A 19,035-nucleotide genomic window follows, 5' to 3' on the forward strand; every position below is an offset into this window, starting at 1 on the left:
AGAGGCCCCGCACGCGTACGCGTATCACCGGACTGCGGGCGACCCCACCACGTGGACGGCCGCCCGCGATCTCGACCGCGGCTACTCCTGAACGGCCCTACGGCGTCGGCGCATCCACCACATCAGCGCGCCACCGGCCGCCGCGAGAGCTGCGGCGATGCCGACGAAGAGGCCGACCGGGGTGCTGCTGCCGGTGTCGGCGAGGTCGCCGTCGGGGTCCGGCTTGTTCCCGGGCGGGGCCGGCGTGCCGTCGTCACCGGGGGTACTGGGGTCCGGTGCCGGGGACGACGGAGGGTCGGTCGGCCTGCCCGTGTCCGACGGGGTCGGTGTGGGCGTGGGCTTGGGGTCGCCGCCCGGGTCCTCACCGCTCCCCCCGTCCGCGGGGCCCGCTCCGAGGTAGACGGTGTCGAGGTCCCGGTAGGAAGCGTCGTCGGACTTACGGGAGTTGACGACGGTGTTGTCGAGGTCCCGGTTCTGCGCGGTGAACTGGGCCTTGGGGATGTTCCGCTTCGGCTGCCGGGAGAAGTCGACGCCGCCGACTCCCTGGTTGTAGACCTTGCCGCCGTACTTCAGCTCGAACCACTCGATCCCCTTCTTGATCGAGTCCATGTAGCGGTTCCAGACCTGCTCACGGTTCCAGTCCTGGTGGGGGTCGCGCAGCGGCCACGCGGTCACGTCGTCGCTGTTGATGATCTTGCGGAAGTCCGTGGGCTTCTTGGCGTCCTGCTGCCGGATGTACTCGGCGGCGACACGGGCGGTGTAGACGGCCCGCAGGTCGGCGTAGTCGCGGTCGGTGTTGACGCGCTCCTCCACGAGCGGCATCACGTTCGTGGCGATGGACCGCTCGATCGCCTTCTTCTCGGCGTCGGACAGGTCCTTGCACTCGGTGGAGCCGGGGACGGTGTAGTCCACGTCGAGCCACTGCGTGCTGACCTTGAGGGGTGCGTCGAGGATGTAGATCCCGCCGTCCTCCTCACGGACCTGGGCGGGCTTCGGCTCGATCCACATCCGTACGCCCGGGAAGCACGGCATCCCGTTCCGGCGCGGCGCCGTGTCCCAGTACCGCTTGGCCCCGGGGTGCTTGTCCGGGTTCACGGCCTCGCTGAAGTCGTGCTTCATCTCCAGGTCGGCCTCCAGGAGGACACGTCCGGCGTCGGTCTTGCCGAACTTCGTGTCCATGACCTTGTTCGGCTGGTCCGGGTTCAGGTTCACCCAGAACTTGTCGGGGGTGAGCGCGAGCCAGGTGAACAGGGCGTCGGAGGAGAGCTGCATCCGGACCTCGCCGCCGAAGCCGGGGTTGTTGTCCGGGTCGGGCATCTGGTCGGACTTCATCGAGTACGACATGCCCTTGCCCTTGCCGAGCCCCCCGACGTAACGGAGTTCGAGGGTGGTGAAGTCGACGCCGCCCGGGCCGCCCCTGGGGAGGGTGCCCCTCGGGTCCAGCCGGTTGGCGTCCCGCTGGAAGCGCTTCGCCTCCTCCAGGGTCTTGCCGGAGGACAGGGCGCGCTCGTTGGCGGGGCCGCGGGTGCCGCAGGTGTTGGCGCCGGCCGCCATCAGCCGGGGACCGGTCTGGCAGGCGGGGGCGAACCAGCGCTGGTGGTCGGAGTACCCGCGGATCGGAGTGGTCTTGGGGACCGGGTTGTACATCCGCTGGTTGCCCCGGACCTGGCCGGTCTTCCCGTTGCGCATGTTCCGCACGTCGCGCTCCAGGTCGGCGATGTGCTTGACCTGGCCCTTGGTGAACTTCTTCGCGCCGCTGTAGCGGAAGGTGTGGTCCGGCATCGACCGGGCGACGACGCGGTCCTTCGCGAGCTGCTTGGTCGTCAGCTTCGAGTTCGACTTGAACTCGTTGAATTCCTTCTTCGCCTTGTTGTAGGCGTCGTACCGGCGTTCGCCGACCTTCTCACCGTTCTGGTCGAACAGCTCGACGGTGACCTCGCACAACCAGTCCGGGCCGATCAGCTTGTAGTCGCGGACCAGTTGCCGCTCGAAGCCCGAGCCCTTGTGGTTGTTGACCTGGTTGCGAATGTACCGCTTGTCGAACCAGTGCTTGAATCCCAGGCCCTCTTTGTTCGCGAAGTACCGGGCGTAGATCTCCATCGCACGGTCGGCGGGATTCTTCGACGTGTCGGCGATCTTCTTCCAGGCGGCGACATTCTTGTCCGGGTCGCCGGGCACCTGGGACAGGGCCTTCTTCTTCTCGGCGGCCGTCGGGGCCTTCAGCCCGTCGTACGCCTGCCCGGGAAGGTCGAACTCGAAGTTCTTCGGGAGAGCCCTGTCCTTGTAGATCGGGCCGGTGAGATCATCAGGGAACCCGGAGTTCGCCGGGGTCTGCGCGGCGGGCTTGAAGCCGTTGCGAACGTCGCAGCGCTTCCCCGAGCCGGGCTTCATCTTCGCGGTGACGGGCGGACCCGCCGCCCGGGCGGTCTCGATGGCGGGCAGACCGGTCACGGCGACTGCGGCGGCAAGGCCGAAAGCAGCAGTGAAACGGGCCGCGAACCGCCACCAGGACGGTATACGGAACGTGTGATTCAAGGGCTCGTCTTTCCCTCTCGTGAGGGGCCTTGATGGGTCGTGGGCGGCACGCCAGGCCCCCGTGACATGTACGCGCCGCCCGAACACCATAGACCCGGCGAGCCCCGCGAGAAGAAGGAGTTCCGGGCGTGTCGACGGCCCGAACTTCCTTATGAAGAACGTGAGTTCACACGAAGTACAAGGCCTCCATACTCTGCACGGAATCCTCGGAATGCCTCACCCGGAATGCCGTGGTCTCCATCTCCTCCCACCCCCATGGATCGGAGGGGCCCAGCGCCAGCCCGGCCAGTGACGCCCACGCGACCTCGTTCGCGGCCTCGCGCAGGTCGACACCGGCGTTGTCGAGCTGCCAGCCCTTCAGCCCCAGAGAGGCGATCACCGCGCGCGGGTCGCCCGTGACGACGAACGGCTCGCCCCCGGGCCAGCCGGAGGCGTGGAACATCGCCCCGTCCGGCAGCCACACGAGGTCCTCGGTGTGCTCCATGCCGCCGTAGTAGGTGACCCGGCCCACGATCCGGGCGTCGGGGAACCGCTCGCGCAGCGCCCGGGCCGCCGACCGCAACGGCTCGTCGTTGCCGTCGGTCGCGAACGCCGGATGCACGATGCTCAGCGTTCCGCCCCACGCGGCGGCGTGGACGACGTCCAGATCGGCACGCACGGAGGACGGCAACGGCGTCAGCACCGAGCGCGCCCCGAGGTCCTCCAGGACCTCCTCGATCCCCTCGAACGACGCCGCGAACGCACGGGCCCGCTCCGGGTCCTGGGGAGGGAGGCTGCGGGCGTCGACGTCGAACGGCGGCTGGGCGACGGTGAGATGGCACAGTCCCATCGAGCCGCGCACGGTCCGGTCCGGGGCGGATGTCCAGTGGTCGGTGTCAGTCATGCGGGCCACGGTAGTGGCCCGAGGTTCCGCACCCCCCGCCCCGGTTCACCACCCCCGGCCGTGCCGATGCCTACCGGAACGCCTCCGCCACCGGCCGTTCGGGGCCGGTGGCGGAGGCGGATCGCACTGCGTACGAAAATCGGTGCTGGAGGGACTAGTTGGCAGGCGGCGGGGTGATGACGGGGGTGCCGAAGCTGCCGTTGCCCTTGCCCGGGTAGGCGAGGATGTTGCCGTTGGCGTGCAGGGCGATGAGGTCGTGCTTCTTGTCGGCGTTGAAGTCCGCGGAGTCGAGCATGCGCATGTTCTGCCAGCCGTCACCGGTCTTGACGCCGGTGTTGAAGGTGCCGTTGCCCTTGCCCTCGTAGAGGTTCAGGCTGCCGTTGTCGTGGACGGCGTAGAGGTCGATCCGGCCGTCGCCGGTGAACTCACCGCCGGCGACCAGGCGCATGCCCTGCCATCCGGTACCGGCCTGGACACCGGCGGCGAAGCCGTTGCCCTTGCCCGCGTAGAAGTAGAGGGTGCCGTTGGTGTGGACGGCCATCAGGTCGGCCTTCTTGTCGCCGTTGAAGTCACCGGCGCCGACCAGGCGGATGTTGTTCCATCCGCTGCCGACGATCGAGGACCCGGTGACGCCGCCCGTCCCGTTGCCGGGGTAGAGGTAGAGGTCGCCATTGTTGTGGGTGCCGAGAATGTCCGGCTTGCCGTCTCCGGTGAAGTCGGCGGTGCTCAGCATGCGCATCCCGCTCCACCGGCCCGGGCTGACCTTGACGGGCGCACCGAAGCCGCCCTGGCCGTCACTGGGGTGGAGGTAGAGAAGCTCGTCGTCCCCGTCGACGGCGAGCAGGTCGCCCTTGCCGTCGCCGTTGAAGTCGGTGGACGTCATCAGCAGCGCCCACGACCGCTTCACGGTCGTGGCGATCCAGCCGGCCACGTCGTCGGTGCGCGTGGCGAGGGCGTCGGTGCGGGTCTCGGTCACGCCCAGGCAACCGCCCTGGAAGGAGCGGGTCGCGATGCCCTGGAGTTCGACACCGCCGGCGGTCTCGCGCAGCAGCGGGGCCCCGGTGTCGCCCTTGCACAGTGCGTCGTTCGCGGTGGCACCGGTCAGGGACAGCTCGGTGGCGGAGACCGAACCCACCGTCATCGATGCCGCGTGGGCCGTGTCCGGCACCCACTCCGTCTTGGTGCGGCCGAAACCGACCGCCCGCAGGGTGTCGCCCTGGCCCGCGGGAGAGGCGCTCACCGCGAAGGGCGTGCTGCCGGTGGCGGGCGCGGCGATACGGGCCATGACCAGGTCGCGGCCGGCGGAGGGGATCAGCTCGACGACTTCGGAGACGTGTCCGCCGGTGCCCGACAGCGAGCTGCGGCCGATGGTCGCCATGGTCTTCAGGGCGGGCTTGCCCGCGGGGATCTCCACCGATTCGCCGGGGTTGGCGGCGAAGCAGCTCGCCGCGGTCAGCACCCACTGGCGGTCGACCAGCGCGCCGGAACAGGAGCGGGTGGTGTCGCCCTCACCGATGTGGAGGCGTGCGGTGGATGCCTGAAGAGCGGCGGGGGCCGCGGAACCGACGACGGCCACGGCCTGGGTGCCGGTGATGGCGGCAGAGCCGGCGGTGGCTGCCAGGACCGTTCCGAGAACGGCGAGGCGCGTGCTTGTACGTGTACGTCTGCGGGACACGGGTGGGATCATCCTTGCTGTAGGTCGAAGGACGACTGGGAGGGGCCGTCGTCCGCTACGGCCGGTGCGATGAGCCGCTCGGTGCCCGATCCGTCCGACGCCCCTCCCGTCGTCAAGCGGATCGACGCGTCGGCGTGAGTCCGCCGAAATGATCCACCCCCCGGCCCGGCATTGCCGATCATTGAATAAGACCAGCTGCAGCAAGATCCGACCAGGCGAAAACAGGCGAGTAAAGCATTGCAAAAACCGCTTCACGGACGTGAGTTGTGTCACTCGCGCAAGAGTTGTGGTTATTTTGCGCAGGATTTAGACCTGAATTCGGTCATCCAGTCGTCCGGTCGTCCGGCATCCAGTCATCCGGCCGTCCGGTCATCCGGCCGGAAAGCTCGGCCCTCCTGGTCCGGGGCGGTGGACCGTACCAGGGAGACGGGCTCCGTCTGCTGGTCCGAGGCGGAGACGCGGGTGGTGTGGCGGGTGAGGCGCAGGCCCATGGCGGTGAGGACGTCGGTGTCGTAGAGCGCGCACAGGAGCGCCGCCGCGGCCGGGAGCGACAGCGGAGTGGCCGGATCGTGCCCGAGCAGGGCGGCCGTGTCGGGGTCGTTGAGGGCGGCCTGCCCGGCATGGGCGAGCACCTGACGGGGGTCGTCGACGATGAGCTCGTCGATCTGGATCCGCTGGGCGCGGACGCGCAGATCGAGCGGGCGGGCCGGGGCGGGCCTCGGGGCCCCGACGACGGACCGGAGCTTCGGGTGGGCCGGGCGGGTCAGGTCGGTCAGGTCGGTCAGGTGCTTCATGCGGTGGCTCCAGAGAACGGTCCGCCGGAACGGCGGTGCGTGGAACGGCGGTGCGCGGAACGGCAGTGCACGGAACGGCTGGGGCGCGGGTGGCCGGGGGCGGGACGGCTGGGGCGGGCCGAGGCAGGAGGGCGAGCAAGATCGGTCCGGTCTCACCGAGTTGGTGTGCGGAGGGGCCGGACATGCTTACCTTGAGAGCGCCGTGCGACCGTCGCAAGGTGCGCTGTGTGCACTGTGCGCAGACTGCGCGGAATGTCGGATAGATCGAGCCGGAGCGGGGACCGGAGCGGGAAGGGGGACGCCGTGGCGCGCGAGCGGTCGGGCCGGACGGCGCGGCATCTGGTCCTGGTGGCCCGCCTGCGGCGACTGCGGGAGGGCGCCGGTCTGTCCGTCCCCCAGGCCGCCACGCAGCTGGGATGGCATCCCTCGACGCTGCGGCGGCTGGAACAGGCGCAGACCTCCCTCGACGTGGGGCAGGTGTCCGCCCTGCTCGCCGCCTACGGGGCGGGGGCGGCGGAGGCCGACGACATCATGGGGCGGCTCAACGCGGCCAACATGCCCGGCTGGTGGCACCCGTGGCGCGACGCGATGGCTCCCTGGCTGATGGACCTGATGAGCGTGGAGTCCGCGGCCGGCGTCGTACGCACCTGGGACCCGGCGCTGGTTCCCCTGCTGCTGCGGACCCCGGCCTACGCGATGGCCGTGGACGAACTCAGGTGCCCCGACCGGGACGCGGCCGGGCGGCGGCGGGCGGACTTCCTGGTCGAGCGTCAGAAGCGGCTCCAGGAGCAGCAGACCCGGCTCTGGGCGCTGCTTCCCGTCACCGCCCTGCGGGTCCGGGTGGGCGGCGACGACGTGATGCGCGAGCAGGTCAGGACGATCCAGCAGATCGCGGAGCGCGGGGATGTGACGGTGCAACTGCACCCCGAGTACGCGCCGCCGCACCCGCTGACCGGTGTCCCGGCACTGACCCTCTACCGGGTGGAGATCCGGGAGATCGCGGACCATGTGGTGCGGGAGGGCGGGCTCCCCGGCACGGCGGAGGTGTGGGACAGCCCCCACCCCGTGCAGACGTATCAGGGAATGCTGGACGTGTCCTGTGTGATGGCGATGCGGCCGGCCCGAACAGGAGAGGTACTACAGGATGAGTACGACCGGAAATGGGCCTGAACTGCCCGCGCAGATCGACACGAGCGTCGCGCACTCCGCACGTGTCTGGAACTACTGGCTCGGCGGCAAGGACAACTTCCCGGCGGACCGGGCGGCGGGCGACGCCTACCGTGAGAAGTACCCGCTGATCGAGACGTTCGCGAAGGAGTCGCGGGACTTCCTGCGCCGGACGGTCACCCATCTCGCCCGGGACGCCGGAATCCGCCAGTTCCTCGACGTGGGCGCGGGGCTGCCGACCGCGAACAACACGCACGAGGTCGCCCAGCGGATAGCCCCGGACTCCCGGATCGTCTACGTCGACCACGACCCCCTGGTGCTCCTGCACGTCCACGCGCTGCTGACCAGCACCCCCGAGGGTGCGACCGCCTACGTCGAGGCGGACATGCGCGACACGGAGACCGTGCTCACCGGGGCGGCGAAGACCCTGGACCTGACCCGGCCCGTCGCCCTCGTGATCAGTGACGTCCTGGGGCACATCGTGGACTGGGACGACGCCCTGTCCCTGGTGCGGCGGCTGGTGGACCGCCTGCCCTCCGGCAGCTACCTCTCGCTCAGCCACTCCACCGCCTCCGACGACGCCCACCGCGCCGTCCAGGACGAGTACAACGCGAGCGGCGCGATCCCGTACATCTTCCGGGAGCCGGAGACCACGATCGCGTTCTTCGACGGGCTGGAGATGGTGGAGCCGGGCATGGTGTCCTGGCCGAACTGGCGGCCCGACGCGAACACCGGCACCACCACGGCCCGGGCCGGGTGGGGCGCGGTCGCCCGCATTCCCTGACCCACGTCCGCAACTGCCGCGCCGCGCGCGGAACTTCCCCGCGCGCGGCGCGCACGGCCCGCAGAGGCTCGCCCATGAGCAGCACAGGCACGACCGACCACGAGGCCACCGGCCCGCGGGGTGCCCGGCACGAGCGGGATGCGGCGGACCGGCTGCTGCGGGCGGCGACCCGGTCCGGTGCGCACCTGATCGCCGAGGCCGCGTCCCTGGTCCAGGGGTGGGCGGTGCTGGCCGACCCCATCGCCGGGGCCGTCTACAGCACCCCCGCCGCCGCGGCCGCCGACGGTGTGCACGCGGCGGCCGCCCCGCGGGAACACCCGCACTGCACGCAGCGCCCGGCGGCCGGAGCCGTCCTCGTCCTGGCCGCGGCGCCCACCGTGCCCCCGGGGCACGCCTGCCACGTCGCCACGACCACCGCGGCCCTCCTGGAGGTGCGCGGGCAGCGGGCCGCTGAGCTGCGGGGCGAACAGATGCGGCTGCACACCACCCTCATCCGGCTGCTGCTGGCCGGCCACACCGCCGCCGTCACCGAGACCCTCGGCGGGAACAGGCTCACGCATGTCACGGTCTACCGGCTCTCCGGCGTCGACCTCCCCACCGCCCACGAGGTCCTCTGGCGGGCCGTACGCCCCTCACTCGCCCCGTACGCCGACGCCGTCACCCTGATGGGCAGGCGGGACGGCGAGCTGGTCGTCGCCGAGCTCCACCGCGGCGGCGACGACGGGCGGATCCTGCGTCTGGTCTCCCGGCTGAGCGAGCGGCACCACCTGCTCGCGGGCATGGCCGGGCCGCTGCCCCTGGCCGAGATGCCCACCGCCCACAGCGACGCCGCCGCCGCCCGGCACAGCGCCACCCCCGACCGCCGCGTCGTCCCCGCCGACGCCGTGGGCGCCTCCCGGCTCACCCCCCTGCTGCCCACCGCCCCGTACACCCGGTGGGCGGAATCCGTGCTGCGTCCGCTGTCCCCGGCCCACCAGCACCTGCTCCTGGTGTGGCTCCGCACCGGCAGCAAGCCCCGCGCCGCCGCCGCGCTCGGCCTGTCCGCCGGTACGGTCCGGGCCCGGATACGCGACCTGTCGCGGCTGCTCGGCGCGGACCTGGAGGACGCCACCGTACGGGCGCATCTCCTGCTCGCCCTCCGCGCCCCCGCTCCCGGCGACGACAGCGACAGCGACAGCGACAGCAACAGCAACAGGAGCCGCAGCGGCAGCAGTCCTCCCGGTCCGCCCCGTCCTCCCTTTCCCGCCCGGCTGGAGAGCCTGCCGGACGGCCTCCTGGACACCGAGGCGGTCCGGACCTGGGCCGTCGGACTGGTCGGCGGACTGGAGCCGCACCTGCGGATCGCCCTGGCCTGCTGGCTGCGCCACCACGCCCGAACGGCCCCCGCAGCGGCCGAACTGCACGTCCACCGCACCACCCTGGCCGACTGGCTCACCCAGTGCGCCGAACACCTCGCGCGGAACCTCGCCGACGCCACCGTGCGCGCCGAGATCCATCTCGCGCTGAAGGCCACCCGGAACGGCCCCGACGACCCGGCGGCCCTCCCCCGGCGCGGCGGCCGCACCTACCGCCGGCTGTGACCGGAATCGAGCGGGCGGCCGTTCTCAGGACGGCGCCTGGCCCGTCTCGAAGCGGCTGACGCGGTCGCCGGTGACCGTGAAGACCCAGCGGGTCCGCATCGTGCCCCAGGTGTCGTTGGTGTAGTCGACGACGAGGGAACGGCCGTCGTCGGAGGCGTCCACGACCTTCATGCGGCCGTTGGCCTTCGGGGAGAAGATCTCCTTCTCCGTCCAGGCCGCCAGGTCCCGCTCGCTGCCGTCGTCGGACATGGTGGCGTCCTCGGTGAGGACGTCGGCGAAGAAGGCGTTCCGGTCGCCCGCGTTCACCGTGGCGATGAACTTCTCCACCACCGGGTCGCTGATCGATGAGGTCATCGTGTTCCTCCTCGGCGCGTCCGGGAACGGGCGTCCCGGAGATCCTCACCGAGTCTCTGTCGGCACGCCCGCCACCGCATGTCGGGCGTGCCGGACCGTGTGACCCCGTGGCGCCCCGGCCGGGGGCGGCGGATCAGGCGGGCGGCCCCGAGAGGGTGAAGCCGGTGTAACCGTCGCGCGCCGAGGCGGCGCACGCCTCGCGGTAGCGGTCGGCGCCGCCGACGTAGGCGAGGAAGACCCGGGGCTTGCCCGGGGCGTTGGCGCCCAGATACCAGGAGTCGGCAGCCGGATAGAGGGTCCCGGAGGCGAGTTCCGCGACGTGGGCGGTCCAGGCCGCCTCGGCCTCGGGGGTGGCGTCGATCTCCGTGAGGTCGTTGCTCCGCAGATGGGCGAGGCAGTCGGTGATCCACTCCACGTGCTGCTCGATGGAGACGACCATATTGGTGAGCACCGACGGGCTCAGCGGCCCGGTGACGGTGAAGAGGTTGGGGAAGCCCGCCGAGACCAGGCCCAGCTGGTTCACGGGTCCGTCCGCCCACTTCTCGCGGAGGGTGACACCGCCCTTGCCCACGATGTCCGGGGCGAGCAGCGAGCCGGTGACGGCGTCGAACCCGGTGGCGTGGACGATCACGTCGAGGAGGTGTTCCCGGCCGTCCGCGGTGCGGACGCCCTTCGGGGTGATCTCCTCGATCGGGGTCTCGCGCAGATCGACCAGCGTCACCTGCGGCTTGTTGTACGTGGCGTAGTAGCCGGTGTCCAGACAGGGACGCTTGGTACCGAAGGGGAAGCCGCGCGGCGAGAGCCGTTCGGCGGTCCTCGGGTCGTCGACGACGGCGCCGATCTTGGACCGGATGAACGCGGCGACCGTCTCGTTGGCCTCCTCGTTCACCAGGATGTCGGTGAACGAGCGGAGTATCGCGCTGAGCAGTCCCTCCTGCCAGGCCGCCTCGTAGGCGGCGGTCCGCTCCTCGTCGCCCACCTCCAGCGCGGAGCGGGTCGGCATCTCGCAGACGCTGCCGCCCTTGGACCGCCGCTGGGCCGCCCGGAACTCCGGGTAGCCCGCCTTCCACTCGGTGACCTCGGCGGCGGTGAGCGGGCGGTTCCGGGCCGGGAGCGCGTACGCCGGTGTCCGCTGGAAGACCGTCAGTTCGGCCGCCTGCTCGGTGATGAGCGGGATGACCTGGACGCCGGAGGACCCGGTGCCGATCACCGCGACCCTGCGGCCGGTGAAGTCGATCTCCTCCCGCGGCCAGCGGGCGGTGTGGTGCACCGGTCCGGCGAAGCTGTCGGCTCCGGGAATTCCCGGGTCCTTCACGGTGGAGGAGCAGCCCGACGCCATCACGAGGAACCGGGTGGTGACGCTCTCCCCGGTGTCGGTGGAGAGCTGCCAGAGATGCCGCTCCTCGTCGTACACCGCCCGGGTGACCCGGGTGTTCAGCGTGATGTCCCCGCGCAGGGCGAACCGGTCGGCGACATGGTGGATGTAGCGCAGGATCTCCGGCTGGGTCGCGTACTTCTCGCTCCACACCCACTCCTGGTCCAGCTCGGGGGAGAAGGAGAAGGAGTACGACATGCTCTCGATGTCGCAGCGTGCGCCCGGGTAGCGGTTCCAGTACCAGGTCCCCCCGACATCACCCCCGGCCTCGAACACGCGGGTACGCAAGCCGAGTTCGCGCAGCCGGTGGAGCTGGTAGAGACCGGCGAGCCCGGCTCCGACGACGACGGCGTCGAGCGGCGGGGCGTCGGCCGGTAAGGCGTCGACCGGCGGGGTGGCGGGCGGCGGGGTGGCGGGCGGCGGGGTGGCGTTCATGGGAGAGGTCCTCCTGAGTCGCGGCTTCCGTGCGGGTCGCGCCGGTCCGGTGCGGAGCACGGCAGCCCGGCCGAACCGGCCAAGAGGACGCGCCGCCCGCGCGTGCTCCTCGCGAAACGGAACCCTTCTCCACCGGGAGCCCCTTGGGAAGACCGCCCGCCGGCCCGGGGTGCAGCGGCCCGGCCGGGGCTCGGTGAACGGTCGGCCACGCAGGTCAGCGCAGGCGCAAGGGCGTCGTCCGCGTGTCCGGAAAGGCCATTGACGTACGCGTACGGGTCACGAAGGATCACCGCGTGACGACCTCCGAACAGCCTTCGCCCACCCCCGGACCGGTCCGCCCCATCGCCCTGATCACGGGCGTCGGCCGCAGCATCGGCATCGGCGCGGGCATCGCGCGCCGGCTGGCGGCCTCCGGCTGGGACGTCGCCTTCACCTACTGGACGCCGTACGACCGCCGCATGGACTGGGGCGCCGAGCCCGGGGCCGCCGCGGCCATCGCGAAGGAGCTGGCGGAGGCAGGGGCCCGTACGGCGGCGATCGAGGCGGACCTGTCCGGCCCCGACGCGCCGACGCGCATCTTCGACGAGGCGGAACAGCGCCTCGGCGGGCCGGTGACCGCGCTCGTCCTCTCGCACGCGGAGTCGGTGGACTCGGGGCTGCTGGACACCACCGTGGAGGCGTTCGACCGGCACTTCGCGGTGAACTCCCGGGCCAGCTGGCTGCTGATCCGCGAGTACGGGCTGCGCTTCCGCAGCGCGCCCGGCACCGCGACGGGCAGGATCGTCGCGCTCACCAGCGACCACACCGTCGGTAACCTTCCCTACGGGGCGAGCAAGGGGGCCCTGGACCGCATCACGCTGGCCGCCGCGCACGAGCTGGCCCACCTCGGGGTGACGGCGAACGTCGTCAACCCCGGCCCGGTGGACACCGGCTGGATGAACGACGAGCTCCGCGAGACCCTGGTCCGGGGCACTCCGCTCGGCCGGCTCGGCACCCCGCAGGACACCGCCCACCTGGTGGAGTTCCTGTGCTCCCCCGAAGGCCAGTGGATCAACGGCCAGTTGTTGAAGAGCAACGGCGGCGCGGCTTCCTAGAGCCCGTCACGGGGCCCGATCCGCACCGCCGATCGCCGGGGCGTGAACCGGCACGTCATGTCAGTGCGTCCGAGCAGGACGGAGCGTCTAACCTGGCGTGGTCCATGTAGTGCACAGGGGGTCGTATGCACAACGAAGACAGGGCCGGCAGAGCGGGCGACGGGGCACGGGGTCCCGAGGACCGCCGGTCGGGCGACGACCCCCGGCGGCCGGACGCCGTGGCGCCGCCGGAATGGCCGAGCACGCCGCCGCACGGCGGGCCGCCCTCCCCCCGGACCGTGATCGACGGCCGCTACGAGCTGCTGGAACCGATCGGCAGCGGCGGGATGGGCGAGGTCTGGAAGGCCCACGACCTGCGGCTGCGCCGGTTCGTCGCCGTGAAGGGCCTGCTCGACCGGAACGCCATGACCCCGGCCACGCAGACGGCCGCGCTGCAACGGGCGCGGCGCGAGGCGGAGGCCATCGCCAAGATCGAGCACCAGAACGTGGTGACGGTCCACGACCAGGTCGAGACCGACAACCAGGTCTGGATCGTGATGAAGCTGCTCGAAGCCAGGTCCCTGGGGGACCTGTTGAGCGGCGAAGGGGTCCTCGCCGTGCCGAGGGCCGCGAACATCGGCCTCCAGGTCCTCCAGGGTCTGCGGGCGGTCCACGCGGCCTCGGTCGTCCACCGCGACGTGAAGCCGGGCAACGTCCTCGTCCGGGACGACGGCCTCGCGATCCTGGTGGACTTCGGCATCGCCACCTTCGAGGGCGCGGACCGGGTGACCCGGACCGGAAGCGTCATCGGCACTCCCCCCTACCTGGCGCCCGAGCTCTTCGCCCCGGCCTCCCCCGGCCCCACGCCCGCCTCCGACCTGTGGGCGCTGGGGATCACCCTGTACGAGATGGTCGAGGGCCGTGTGCCCTTCGCCGGGCACGAGGTCTGGGAGGTCCAGGAGAACATCCGGCAGTCCCCCGACCCGGCCATCCGCTACGCCGGGCCCCTCGCCCCGGTCATCCAGGGGCTGTTGATCACGGACCCGCGGGAGCGCCTGGACGCGGCCGCGGCGGAGGCGATGCTCCGCGAGGTGCTCGGGGACCCCGCCGCGCCGAACGCGGCCCGTGCCGCCTCGGCGACGCACCCGCCGACGGCCCTCTCCACGCCGAATCCCTCGACTCCCGCCCCCGCGCCCGGTCCCGCCGTCCCTCCGCCCGCACCGGCACCGGCGCCGGTGATGCCCACTCCCCCGCCCGCTTCCGCGGCGGCGGGCGGGCCGCCCGGCCGGTACCGGGGCTGGAAGGTGGCCGCGGCGGTGGTGTGCGTGGCGCTGCTGGCCGGCGCGGGCTGGGTGGCCTCCCGGGGCGACGGCGAGAAGGGCGGGGACGGCGACCGCGCGGGCTCGGTGCAGGGCCAGGGCGGCAGCGAGGGCGCCGCCGGCAGCGGCTCCGAGGAGCGGTGGAAGGACACGCACCCCACGCTGGAGATCGGCGTCAAGGACGATCAGCCCGGACTGAGCAAGTTCGACAAGAAGACGCGTACGTACCAGGGGTACGACATCGACCTGGCGTACGCCATCGCCGAGAGCATGGGCTACGGCAAGGGCGAGGTCGCCTTCACCACGGTCGCCACGGACTACCGGAGCACCGCGCTGAAGACCAAGCAGGTGGACCTGGTCATCGCGTCGTACAGCATCACCGACGACCGCAAGACCGCTTCGCCCGGCGGTTACAGCGTCGACTTCGCCGGCCCGTACTACGAGGCGAGCCGGGGCTTCCTGGTCCGTGAGAAGTCGAGCAAGTACACGATCAACGACTCCAGCGACCTGCGGGATCTCGGCGTCGAGGTCTGCACCGCACGGGAGTCGACGTACGAGAAGGCGCTGCCGAAGCAGGGCTTCACCATGGCGAAGTCGCAGCCCAACACCTATCAGGACTGCCTGGACAAGCTGCTGGACCCCGAGTCCGACGTGTACGCGGTGGCCTCCGACGACATCATTCTCGCCGGGTACGTCGAGGCCAACCCGGGCAAGGTGCGGCGGCTGGAGAACATCCAGGGCGCGGAGGGCTACGGCGTGGCGATGCGGCCGAAGACCCCGGTCCTGAAGGGCGAGGTGTGCTCGGCGCTCCGGACGATCCTGGCCGGCCGGATCTGGGAGGACATGTACAAGGAGAATCTCTCCGGCCTGGTGGGCGACAAGAATCCGCCGGGTCGGCCCGAGCTGACGGAGTGCCAGGGGCTCTGAGGGTCGCGTCGCCCCCGGACCGCCGGGGCTCCGGCGCACCCGGGCTCAGCGCTCGGGGAACCGCTCCCCGCACCGGCTGCAGAAGACCGGCGCGGGGTCCTGCGACAGCCGCCCGCACTCCGGGCAGACCCGGTCCAGCATGCAGGGGCCCTCGCCCCCCTCGTACGCCCCGCCCCGCGCCGTGATCGCGAGGCCGGGGCGGCGGCGGTGGACGGTGAGGTACCCGAGCCCGTCGGGCCCCGCGGCGAGCGCGCGGCGGGACGTACGGGGCAGCCAGAGGGCGGTACCGGGCCCCAGCTCCAGGACGTGGCCGCCCTCCGCCGGCCTGACGCTCCCCGCGCCCTCCAGTACGACCAGGAGGACGTCGAGCACGTCCTCCTGGTGCTCACCGACCTCGGCGCCCGACGGCAGCCGCACCAGATTGGCGTCCAACTCCCGTCCGGGCTCGGCCAGATGCCACAGCGCGCCGCGCGCGCCCGGTTCGGCGGAGGCGAGGAGTTCGTCGAGGACGGCAAGGATCCGGGGAGCGGCGTTCACGGCGTCCAGGCTACGCGGCGGCGGGGGTGGGGGTGGGCGGAGCTGCCGCCGCCACGCAGAACTCGTTCCCCTCCGGGTCGGCCATCACCACATGGTGCCCGTCGGCCTCCGCCAGGACGGACCCGCCGGCCGCCACCAGCCGCGCGGCCTCCGCACGGATGCGGGCCCACCGCTCGGCGGGGGTGCCGTGGCCGGCGATCCGTACGTCGATGTGCAGCCGGTTCTTCGCGGCCTTCGGCTCGGGGACCTTGAGGAGGGAGAGCCGGGGGCCGACGCCGTCCGGGTCGCAGAGCCAGGCGACGTCGTCCAGTGACTCGCCCTCCGGCAGTTCCAGTTGGGCGAGCCACTCCTCCCGGGTCGCGAACCGCGGCGGCGGGGGCTGGTCCACATAGCCCAGGGCCGACTTCCAGAAGACGGCGAGGAGTTGGGCGTCGGCGCAGTCAAGGGTCAGATCGATGCGTACGGCGGTCATGGGCAGGACCGTACGGGATGCCTCCGACGATCGCACCCGCGTAACGTGGCCCACCGCCCACCCGCCCGCCGCACCGAGGGGAACTGCGCCGTGAACCGCGAACCGAACGACCCGTACCCGCCGATCGAGCCGTACGGCAGCGGCATGCTGGACGTCGGCGACGGCAACCACGTGTACTGGGAGGTGTGCGGCAACCCGGACGGCAAGCCCGCCCTCGTGGTGCACGGCGGCCCCGGCTCCGGCTGCACGCCGCGCGCCCGCCAGTACTTCGACCCGGACCACTACCGGGTGGTCCTCTTCGACCAGCGCGGCTGCGGCCGCTCCACACCGCACGCGAGCGACCCGGCGGCGGACATGTCGCACAACACGACGGCACACCTGATCGCCGACATGGAACGCCTGCGGGAGCACCTGGGTATCGCCACGTGGCTGCTGTACGGCGGCTCCTGGGGCTCGACCCTGATCCTGGCGTACGCCGAGGAGCACCCGGAGCGGGTCACAGAGGCGGTGATCCCCGCGGTGACGACGACCCGCCGCAGCGAGATCGACTGGCTCTACCGGGGTGTCGGCCGGCTCTTCCCCGAGGCCTGGGACGCCTTCCGCGCGGGCGTGCCCGAGACGAGCGACCCGAAGGGCCTGGTCGCGGCGTACGCCCGCCGCATGGAGAGCGAGGACGCCGCCGTACGGCAGAAGGCCACGGCGGACTGGTGCGCCTGGGAGGACGCGGTCGTCTCGATGGAGGCGAACCAGGGCCCGCCCCCGTACAGCGGCCGCCCGGACCGCGACCAGCAGGCGCTCGTCCGGATCTGCTCCCACTACTTCGCCAACGGAGCCTGGCTGGAGGAAGGCCGGCTCCTCGCCCGCGCCCACCGCCTGGCCGGCATCCCCGGAGTCCTGATCCACGGCCGCTTCGACCTGGCCGGCCCCCTGGTCACGGCCTGGGAGCTGAGCCGCGCCTGGCCGGACGCCGAGCTGACGATCATCGAGAACGCGGGGCACACGGGCGGCACGGAGACCCGGCGGGCGGTGCTGGCGGCGCTGGACGGGTTCCGGGAGTGAAGCGAGCGGTGTCCGCGTGCCCCCTCCTCGGCCGCCGCCCCCGGTCGAGGAGGGGGGCGGCCGCCGGGCGCGGGCGCGCGGATACCGCCGCGGTCTACCAGGCGAAGGCCTCCGGAGACGGCCCCGGGCCCGGGAAGATCTCGTCCAGGCCCGTGAGCACGGCCTCCGGGAGGTCCAGCTCCAGGGCGCGCAGGGCGCTGTCCAGCTGGTCGGCGGTGCGCGGGCCGACGATCGGACCCGTGATGCCGGGGCGGGTCAGCAACCAGGCCAGGGCCGCTTCGCCGGGTTCCAGGCCGTGCTTGTCGAGCAGGTCCTCGTACGCCTGGAGCTGGGACCGGGTGGCGGGGTCGGCCAGGGCGTCGGCGGCGCGGCCCGAGGCGCGGCGGCCGCCCTCGGCCGTCTTCCTGATGACGCCGCCCAGCAGGCCGCCGTGCAGCGGCGACCACGGGATGACGCCGAGGCCGTAGTCCTGGGCGGCCGGGATGACCTCCATCTCGGCGCGGCGCTCGGCGAGGTTGTAGATGCACTGCTCGCTGACCAGGCCGAGCGAACCGCGTCGGGCGGCCTGCTCGTTGGCCTGGGCGATCTTGTAGCCGGGGAAGTTCGAGGAACCGGCGTACAGGATCTTGCCCTGCTGGACCAGGACGTCGATCGCCTGCCAGATCTCGTCGAAGGGCGTGTTCCGGTCGACGTGGTGGAACTGGTACAGGTCGATGTGGTCGGTCTGGAGGCGCTTGAGGGAGGCGTCGACCGCGCGCCGGATGTTCACGGCGGAGAGCTTGTCGTGGTTCGGCCAGGCATCGCCTTCGGCGGCCATGTTCCCGTACATCTTGGTGGCCAGGACCACCTTGTCGCGCCGGCCGCCGCCCTGCGCGAACCAGGTGCCGATGATTTCCTCGGTGCGGCCCTTGTTCTCGCCCCAGCCGTAGACGTTGGCCGTGTCGAAGAAGTTCAGGCCCGCGCCGAGCGCGGAGTCCATGATCGCGTGGCTGTCCGACTCGTTGGTCTGCGGGCCGAAGTTCATCGTCCCGAGGACGAGCCGGCTGACCTTGAGTCCCGTGCGTCCGAGCTGTGTGTACTTCATGACGCCCCAGCCAACTCCTTCGAGTCCACTCCAGGCAAGCATGTGCACCGGACGCGCCGGACGGACCGGGCTCCCGGACGGCGTGGCACGCCCGCCGTCGGGCGGCCCGCCGGTGTCAGCCGCCCAGGGCGGCCCCCACGGCGACGACGACGAACATCAGCACGAGCACGGCCGCCATGATGCGGTTTCTGGTCTTCGGGTCCACCCTTCGAGCGTAACGGCACCGCTCACCTGCCCAGCGCCCAGGCCCGCACCGTCTCGTAGCGCGGCCGCTCCCCCGGCACGCCGGACACCGGCAGACCGCTCCGTACGAGACGCAGCTCACCGGCCTCCCAGCGCTCCCCCTCGAACCCCGCCAGCGCTGCGGTGAAGGGTCGCAGGTCCGCCTCGCCCCGGCTCCGGGCCAGCGTGAGGTGCGGGGCGTAGCGGCGGTGCTCCTCCATCGGCAGCCCGGCCCGCCGGGCGGCGGCGTCGGCGCGCTCGGCGAGCAGCCGCAGCGTGTCGAGCCCGCCCGCCGCCCCGGCCCACAGCGCCCGCCCGCCGAAGTGCCCCGCTCCGTGGACCCGGAGCGGAAAGGGCTCGGTGCGGTGCGCGGCCCGCTCCAGGCGCGCGTACAGCTCCGGCAGGACGTCCTCCGGCACCTCGCCGTAGAACGCCAGCGTGTAGTGCCAGCCCTCGGGCCGCGTCCACCGCAGGTCCCCCGCGCCGGGCAGCGTGTGGAGCGGGGCCAGCGCCGCACGGAGTCCGGCGACGGCCCCGGCGGGCGGCAGGACGGCGGCGAAGAGGCGCTGGGTGGGCGGACGGCCGGAGCTGTGGCTGCTCATGCGCGCGAGTCTCCCAGGTCCGGGTGTGTCCGGGGCGCCCGGGCGCAGCGTCGCCTCCGGCTTCGCCGGCCCCGTCGTCGCGGTCGGCGCCTTCCCCCGCTACCGGCACCGCCGCACGGACAACGCCCTCCTCCCGGTCGCTCCGGGAGGAGGGCGTT

At 72.1% G+C, this 19,035-nt stretch carries 16 protein-coding genes; 6 read left to right on the top strand and 10 right to left on the bottom strand.

The window, feature by feature from the left end:
- Positions 1–81 precede the first annotated feature (81 nt).
- The 4 genes from IE272_RS22080 to IE272_RS22095 form a co-directional block, all read right to left on the bottom strand.
- On the bottom strand, positions 82–2,535 hold the full coding sequence (locus IE272_RS22080) for an LPXTG cell wall anchor domain-containing protein (RefSeq protein WP_159392641.1): 2,454 nt from the start codon (positions 2,533–2,535) through the stop codon (positions 82–84).
- A 166-nt stretch (positions 2,536–2,701) separates the two neighbouring features.
- Positions 2,702–3,418 (bottom strand): DUF6333 family protein, encoded by a 717-nt coding sequence (locus IE272_RS22085; RefSeq protein ID WP_229897391.1) that lies wholly within the window; start codon positions 3,416–3,418, stop codon positions 2,702–2,704.
- A gap of 154 nt (positions 3,419–3,572) precedes the next feature.
- A complete protein-coding gene (locus IE272_RS22090; protein WP_050361293.1) occupies positions 3,573–4,994 on the bottom strand; it encodes an FG-GAP-like repeat-containing protein in 1,422 nt (473 codons plus the stop codon).
- A 452-nt stretch (positions 4,995–5,446) separates the two neighbouring features.
- Entirely contained in the window at positions 5,447–5,887 is a 441-nt protein-coding gene (locus tag IE272_RS22095) for a hypothetical protein (protein WP_050361228.1), read from the bottom strand.
- Positions 5,888–6,190: 303 nt separating this feature from the next.
- Here IE272_RS22095 and IE272_RS22100 point away from each other — a divergent pair, with 303 nt between their 5' ends.
- From IE272_RS22100 to IE272_RS22110, 3 genes are all read left to right on the top strand, one after another.
- Positions 6,191–7,057: a helix-turn-helix domain-containing protein gene (locus tag IE272_RS22100; protein WP_190007667.1), complete on the top strand. Its 867-nt coding sequence runs from the start codon at positions 6,191–6,193 to the stop codon at positions 7,055–7,057.
- Positions 7,032–7,838, top strand: a complete 807-nt coding sequence (locus tag IE272_RS22105; RefSeq protein ID WP_050361230.1) for an SAM-dependent methyltransferase — start codon at positions 7,032–7,034, stop codon at positions 7,836–7,838. The genes IE272_RS22100 and IE272_RS22105 overlap by 26 nt, the downstream gene beginning before the upstream one ends.
- 74 nt (positions 7,839–7,912) lie before the next feature.
- Positions 7,913–9,418, top strand: coding sequence for a PucR family transcriptional regulator (locus tag IE272_RS22110; RefSeq protein ID WP_190007626.1), 1,506 nt, complete (start codon positions 7,913–7,915; stop codon positions 9,416–9,418).
- A 24-nt stretch (positions 9,419–9,442) separates the two neighbouring features.
- On the opposite strand, the gene IE272_RS22115 is transcribed toward IE272_RS22110, so the two are convergent.
- On the bottom strand, positions 9,443–9,772 hold the full coding sequence (locus IE272_RS22115; protein ID WP_056701510.1) for a hypothetical protein: 330 nt from the start codon (positions 9,770–9,772) through the stop codon (positions 9,443–9,445).
- 133 nt (positions 9,773–9,905) lie between these two features.
- Positions 9,906–11,582 carry a flavin-containing monooxygenase gene (locus IE272_RS22120; protein WP_190007628.1) on the bottom strand — a complete coding sequence of 559 codons (1,677 nt, stop codon included), beginning with the start codon at positions 11,580–11,582 and terminating at the stop codon, positions 9,906–9,908.
- A 293-nt stretch (positions 11,583–11,875) separates the two neighbouring features.
- Between IE272_RS22120 and IE272_RS22125 the strand changes: the two genes are divergently transcribed.
- Positions 11,876–12,676 carry an SDR family oxidoreductase gene (locus IE272_RS22125; RefSeq protein WP_050361234.1) on the top strand — a complete coding sequence of 267 codons (801 nt, stop codon included), beginning with the start codon at positions 11,876–11,878 and terminating at the stop codon, positions 12,674–12,676.
- Between the two features lie 125 nt (positions 12,677–12,801).
- The gene (locus tag IE272_RS22130) at positions 12,802–14,901 is read left to right on the top strand and encodes a serine/threonine-protein kinase (protein ID WP_057664991.1); all 2,100 of its coding nucleotides are present in this window, start codon (positions 12,802–12,804) and stop codon (positions 14,899–14,901) included.
- 45 nt (positions 14,902–14,946) lie between these two features.
- Here IE272_RS22130 and IE272_RS22135 read toward each other — a convergent pair whose 3' ends face one another.
- Both IE272_RS22135 and IE272_RS22140 read right to left on the bottom strand, forming a co-directional pair.
- On the bottom strand, positions 14,947–15,438 hold the full coding sequence (locus tag IE272_RS22135; RefSeq protein ID WP_190007630.1) for a hypothetical protein: 492 nt from the start codon (positions 15,436–15,438) through the stop codon (positions 14,947–14,949).
- Positions 15,439–15,448: 10 nt separating this feature from the next.
- Entirely contained in the window at positions 15,449–15,910 is a 462-nt protein-coding gene (locus tag IE272_RS22140) for a VOC family protein (protein ID WP_190007632.1), read from the bottom strand.
- A gap of 90 nt (positions 15,911–16,000) precedes the next feature.
- On the opposite strand from IE272_RS22140, the gene pip reads away from it, so the two are divergent.
- Positions 16,001–16,969 carry a prolyl aminopeptidase gene (pip, locus tag IE272_RS22145; RefSeq protein WP_050361238.1) on the top strand — a complete coding sequence of 323 codons (969 nt, stop codon included), beginning with the start codon at positions 16,001–16,003 and terminating at the stop codon, positions 16,967–16,969.
- Between the two features lie 94 nt (positions 16,970–17,063).
- Here pip and IE272_RS22150 read toward each other — a convergent pair whose 3' ends face one another.
- Positions 17,064–18,053: an aldo/keto reductase gene (locus tag IE272_RS22150; protein ID WP_050361239.1), complete on the bottom strand. Its 990-nt coding sequence runs from the start codon at positions 18,051–18,053 to the stop codon at positions 17,064–17,066.
- A gap of 227 nt (positions 18,054–18,280) precedes the next feature.
- On the bottom strand, positions 18,281–18,877 hold the full coding sequence (gene thpR / locus IE272_RS22155) for an RNA 2',3'-cyclic phosphodiesterase (RefSeq protein WP_056701521.1): 597 nt from the start codon (positions 18,875–18,877) through the stop codon (positions 18,281–18,283).
- Positions 18,878–19,035: the final 158 nt, after the last annotated feature.

Source organism: Streptomyces anulatus (assembly GCF_014650675.1).
GTDB lineage: Bacteria > Actinomycetota > Actinomycetes > Streptomycetales > Streptomycetaceae > Streptomyces > Streptomyces anulatus.

Coding starts and splice junctions, on each gene's coding strand:
- IE272_RS22085 (WP_229897391.1), bottom strand. CDS start 3,418: ATGACTGACACCGACCACTGGACATCCGCCCCGGACCGGACCGTGCGC.
- IE272_RS22095 (WP_050361228.1), bottom strand. CDS start 5,887: ATGAAGCACCTGACCGACCTGACCGACCTGACCCGCCCGGCCCACCCG.
- IE272_RS22105 (WP_050361230.1), top strand. CDS start 7,032: ATGAGTACGACCGGAAATGGGCCTGAACTGCCCGCGCAGATCGACACG.
- IE272_RS22110 (WP_190007626.1), top strand. CDS start 7,913: ATGAGCAGCACAGGCACGACCGACCACGAGGCCACCGGCCCGCGGGGT.
- IE272_RS22115 (WP_056701510.1), bottom strand. CDS start 9,772: ATGACCTCATCGATCAGCGACCCGGTGGTGGAGAAGTTCATCGCCACG.
- IE272_RS22120 (WP_190007628.1), bottom strand. CDS start 11,582: ATGAACGCCACCCCGCCGCCCGCCACCCCGCCGCCCGCCACCCCGCCG.
- IE272_RS22130 (WP_057664991.1), top strand. CDS start 12,802: ATGCACAACGAAGACAGGGCCGGCAGAGCGGGCGACGGGGCACGGGGT.
- IE272_RS22140 (WP_190007632.1), bottom strand. CDS start 15,910: ATGACCGCCGTACGCATCGATCTGACCCTTGACTGCGCCGACGCCCAA.
- IE272_RS22150 (WP_050361239.1), bottom strand. CDS start 18,053: ATGAAGTACACACAGCTCGGACGCACGGGACTCAAGGTCAGCCGGCTC.
- thpR (WP_056701521.1), bottom strand. CDS start 18,877: ATGAGCAGCCACAGCTCCGGCCGTCCGCCCACCCAGCGCCTCTTCGCC.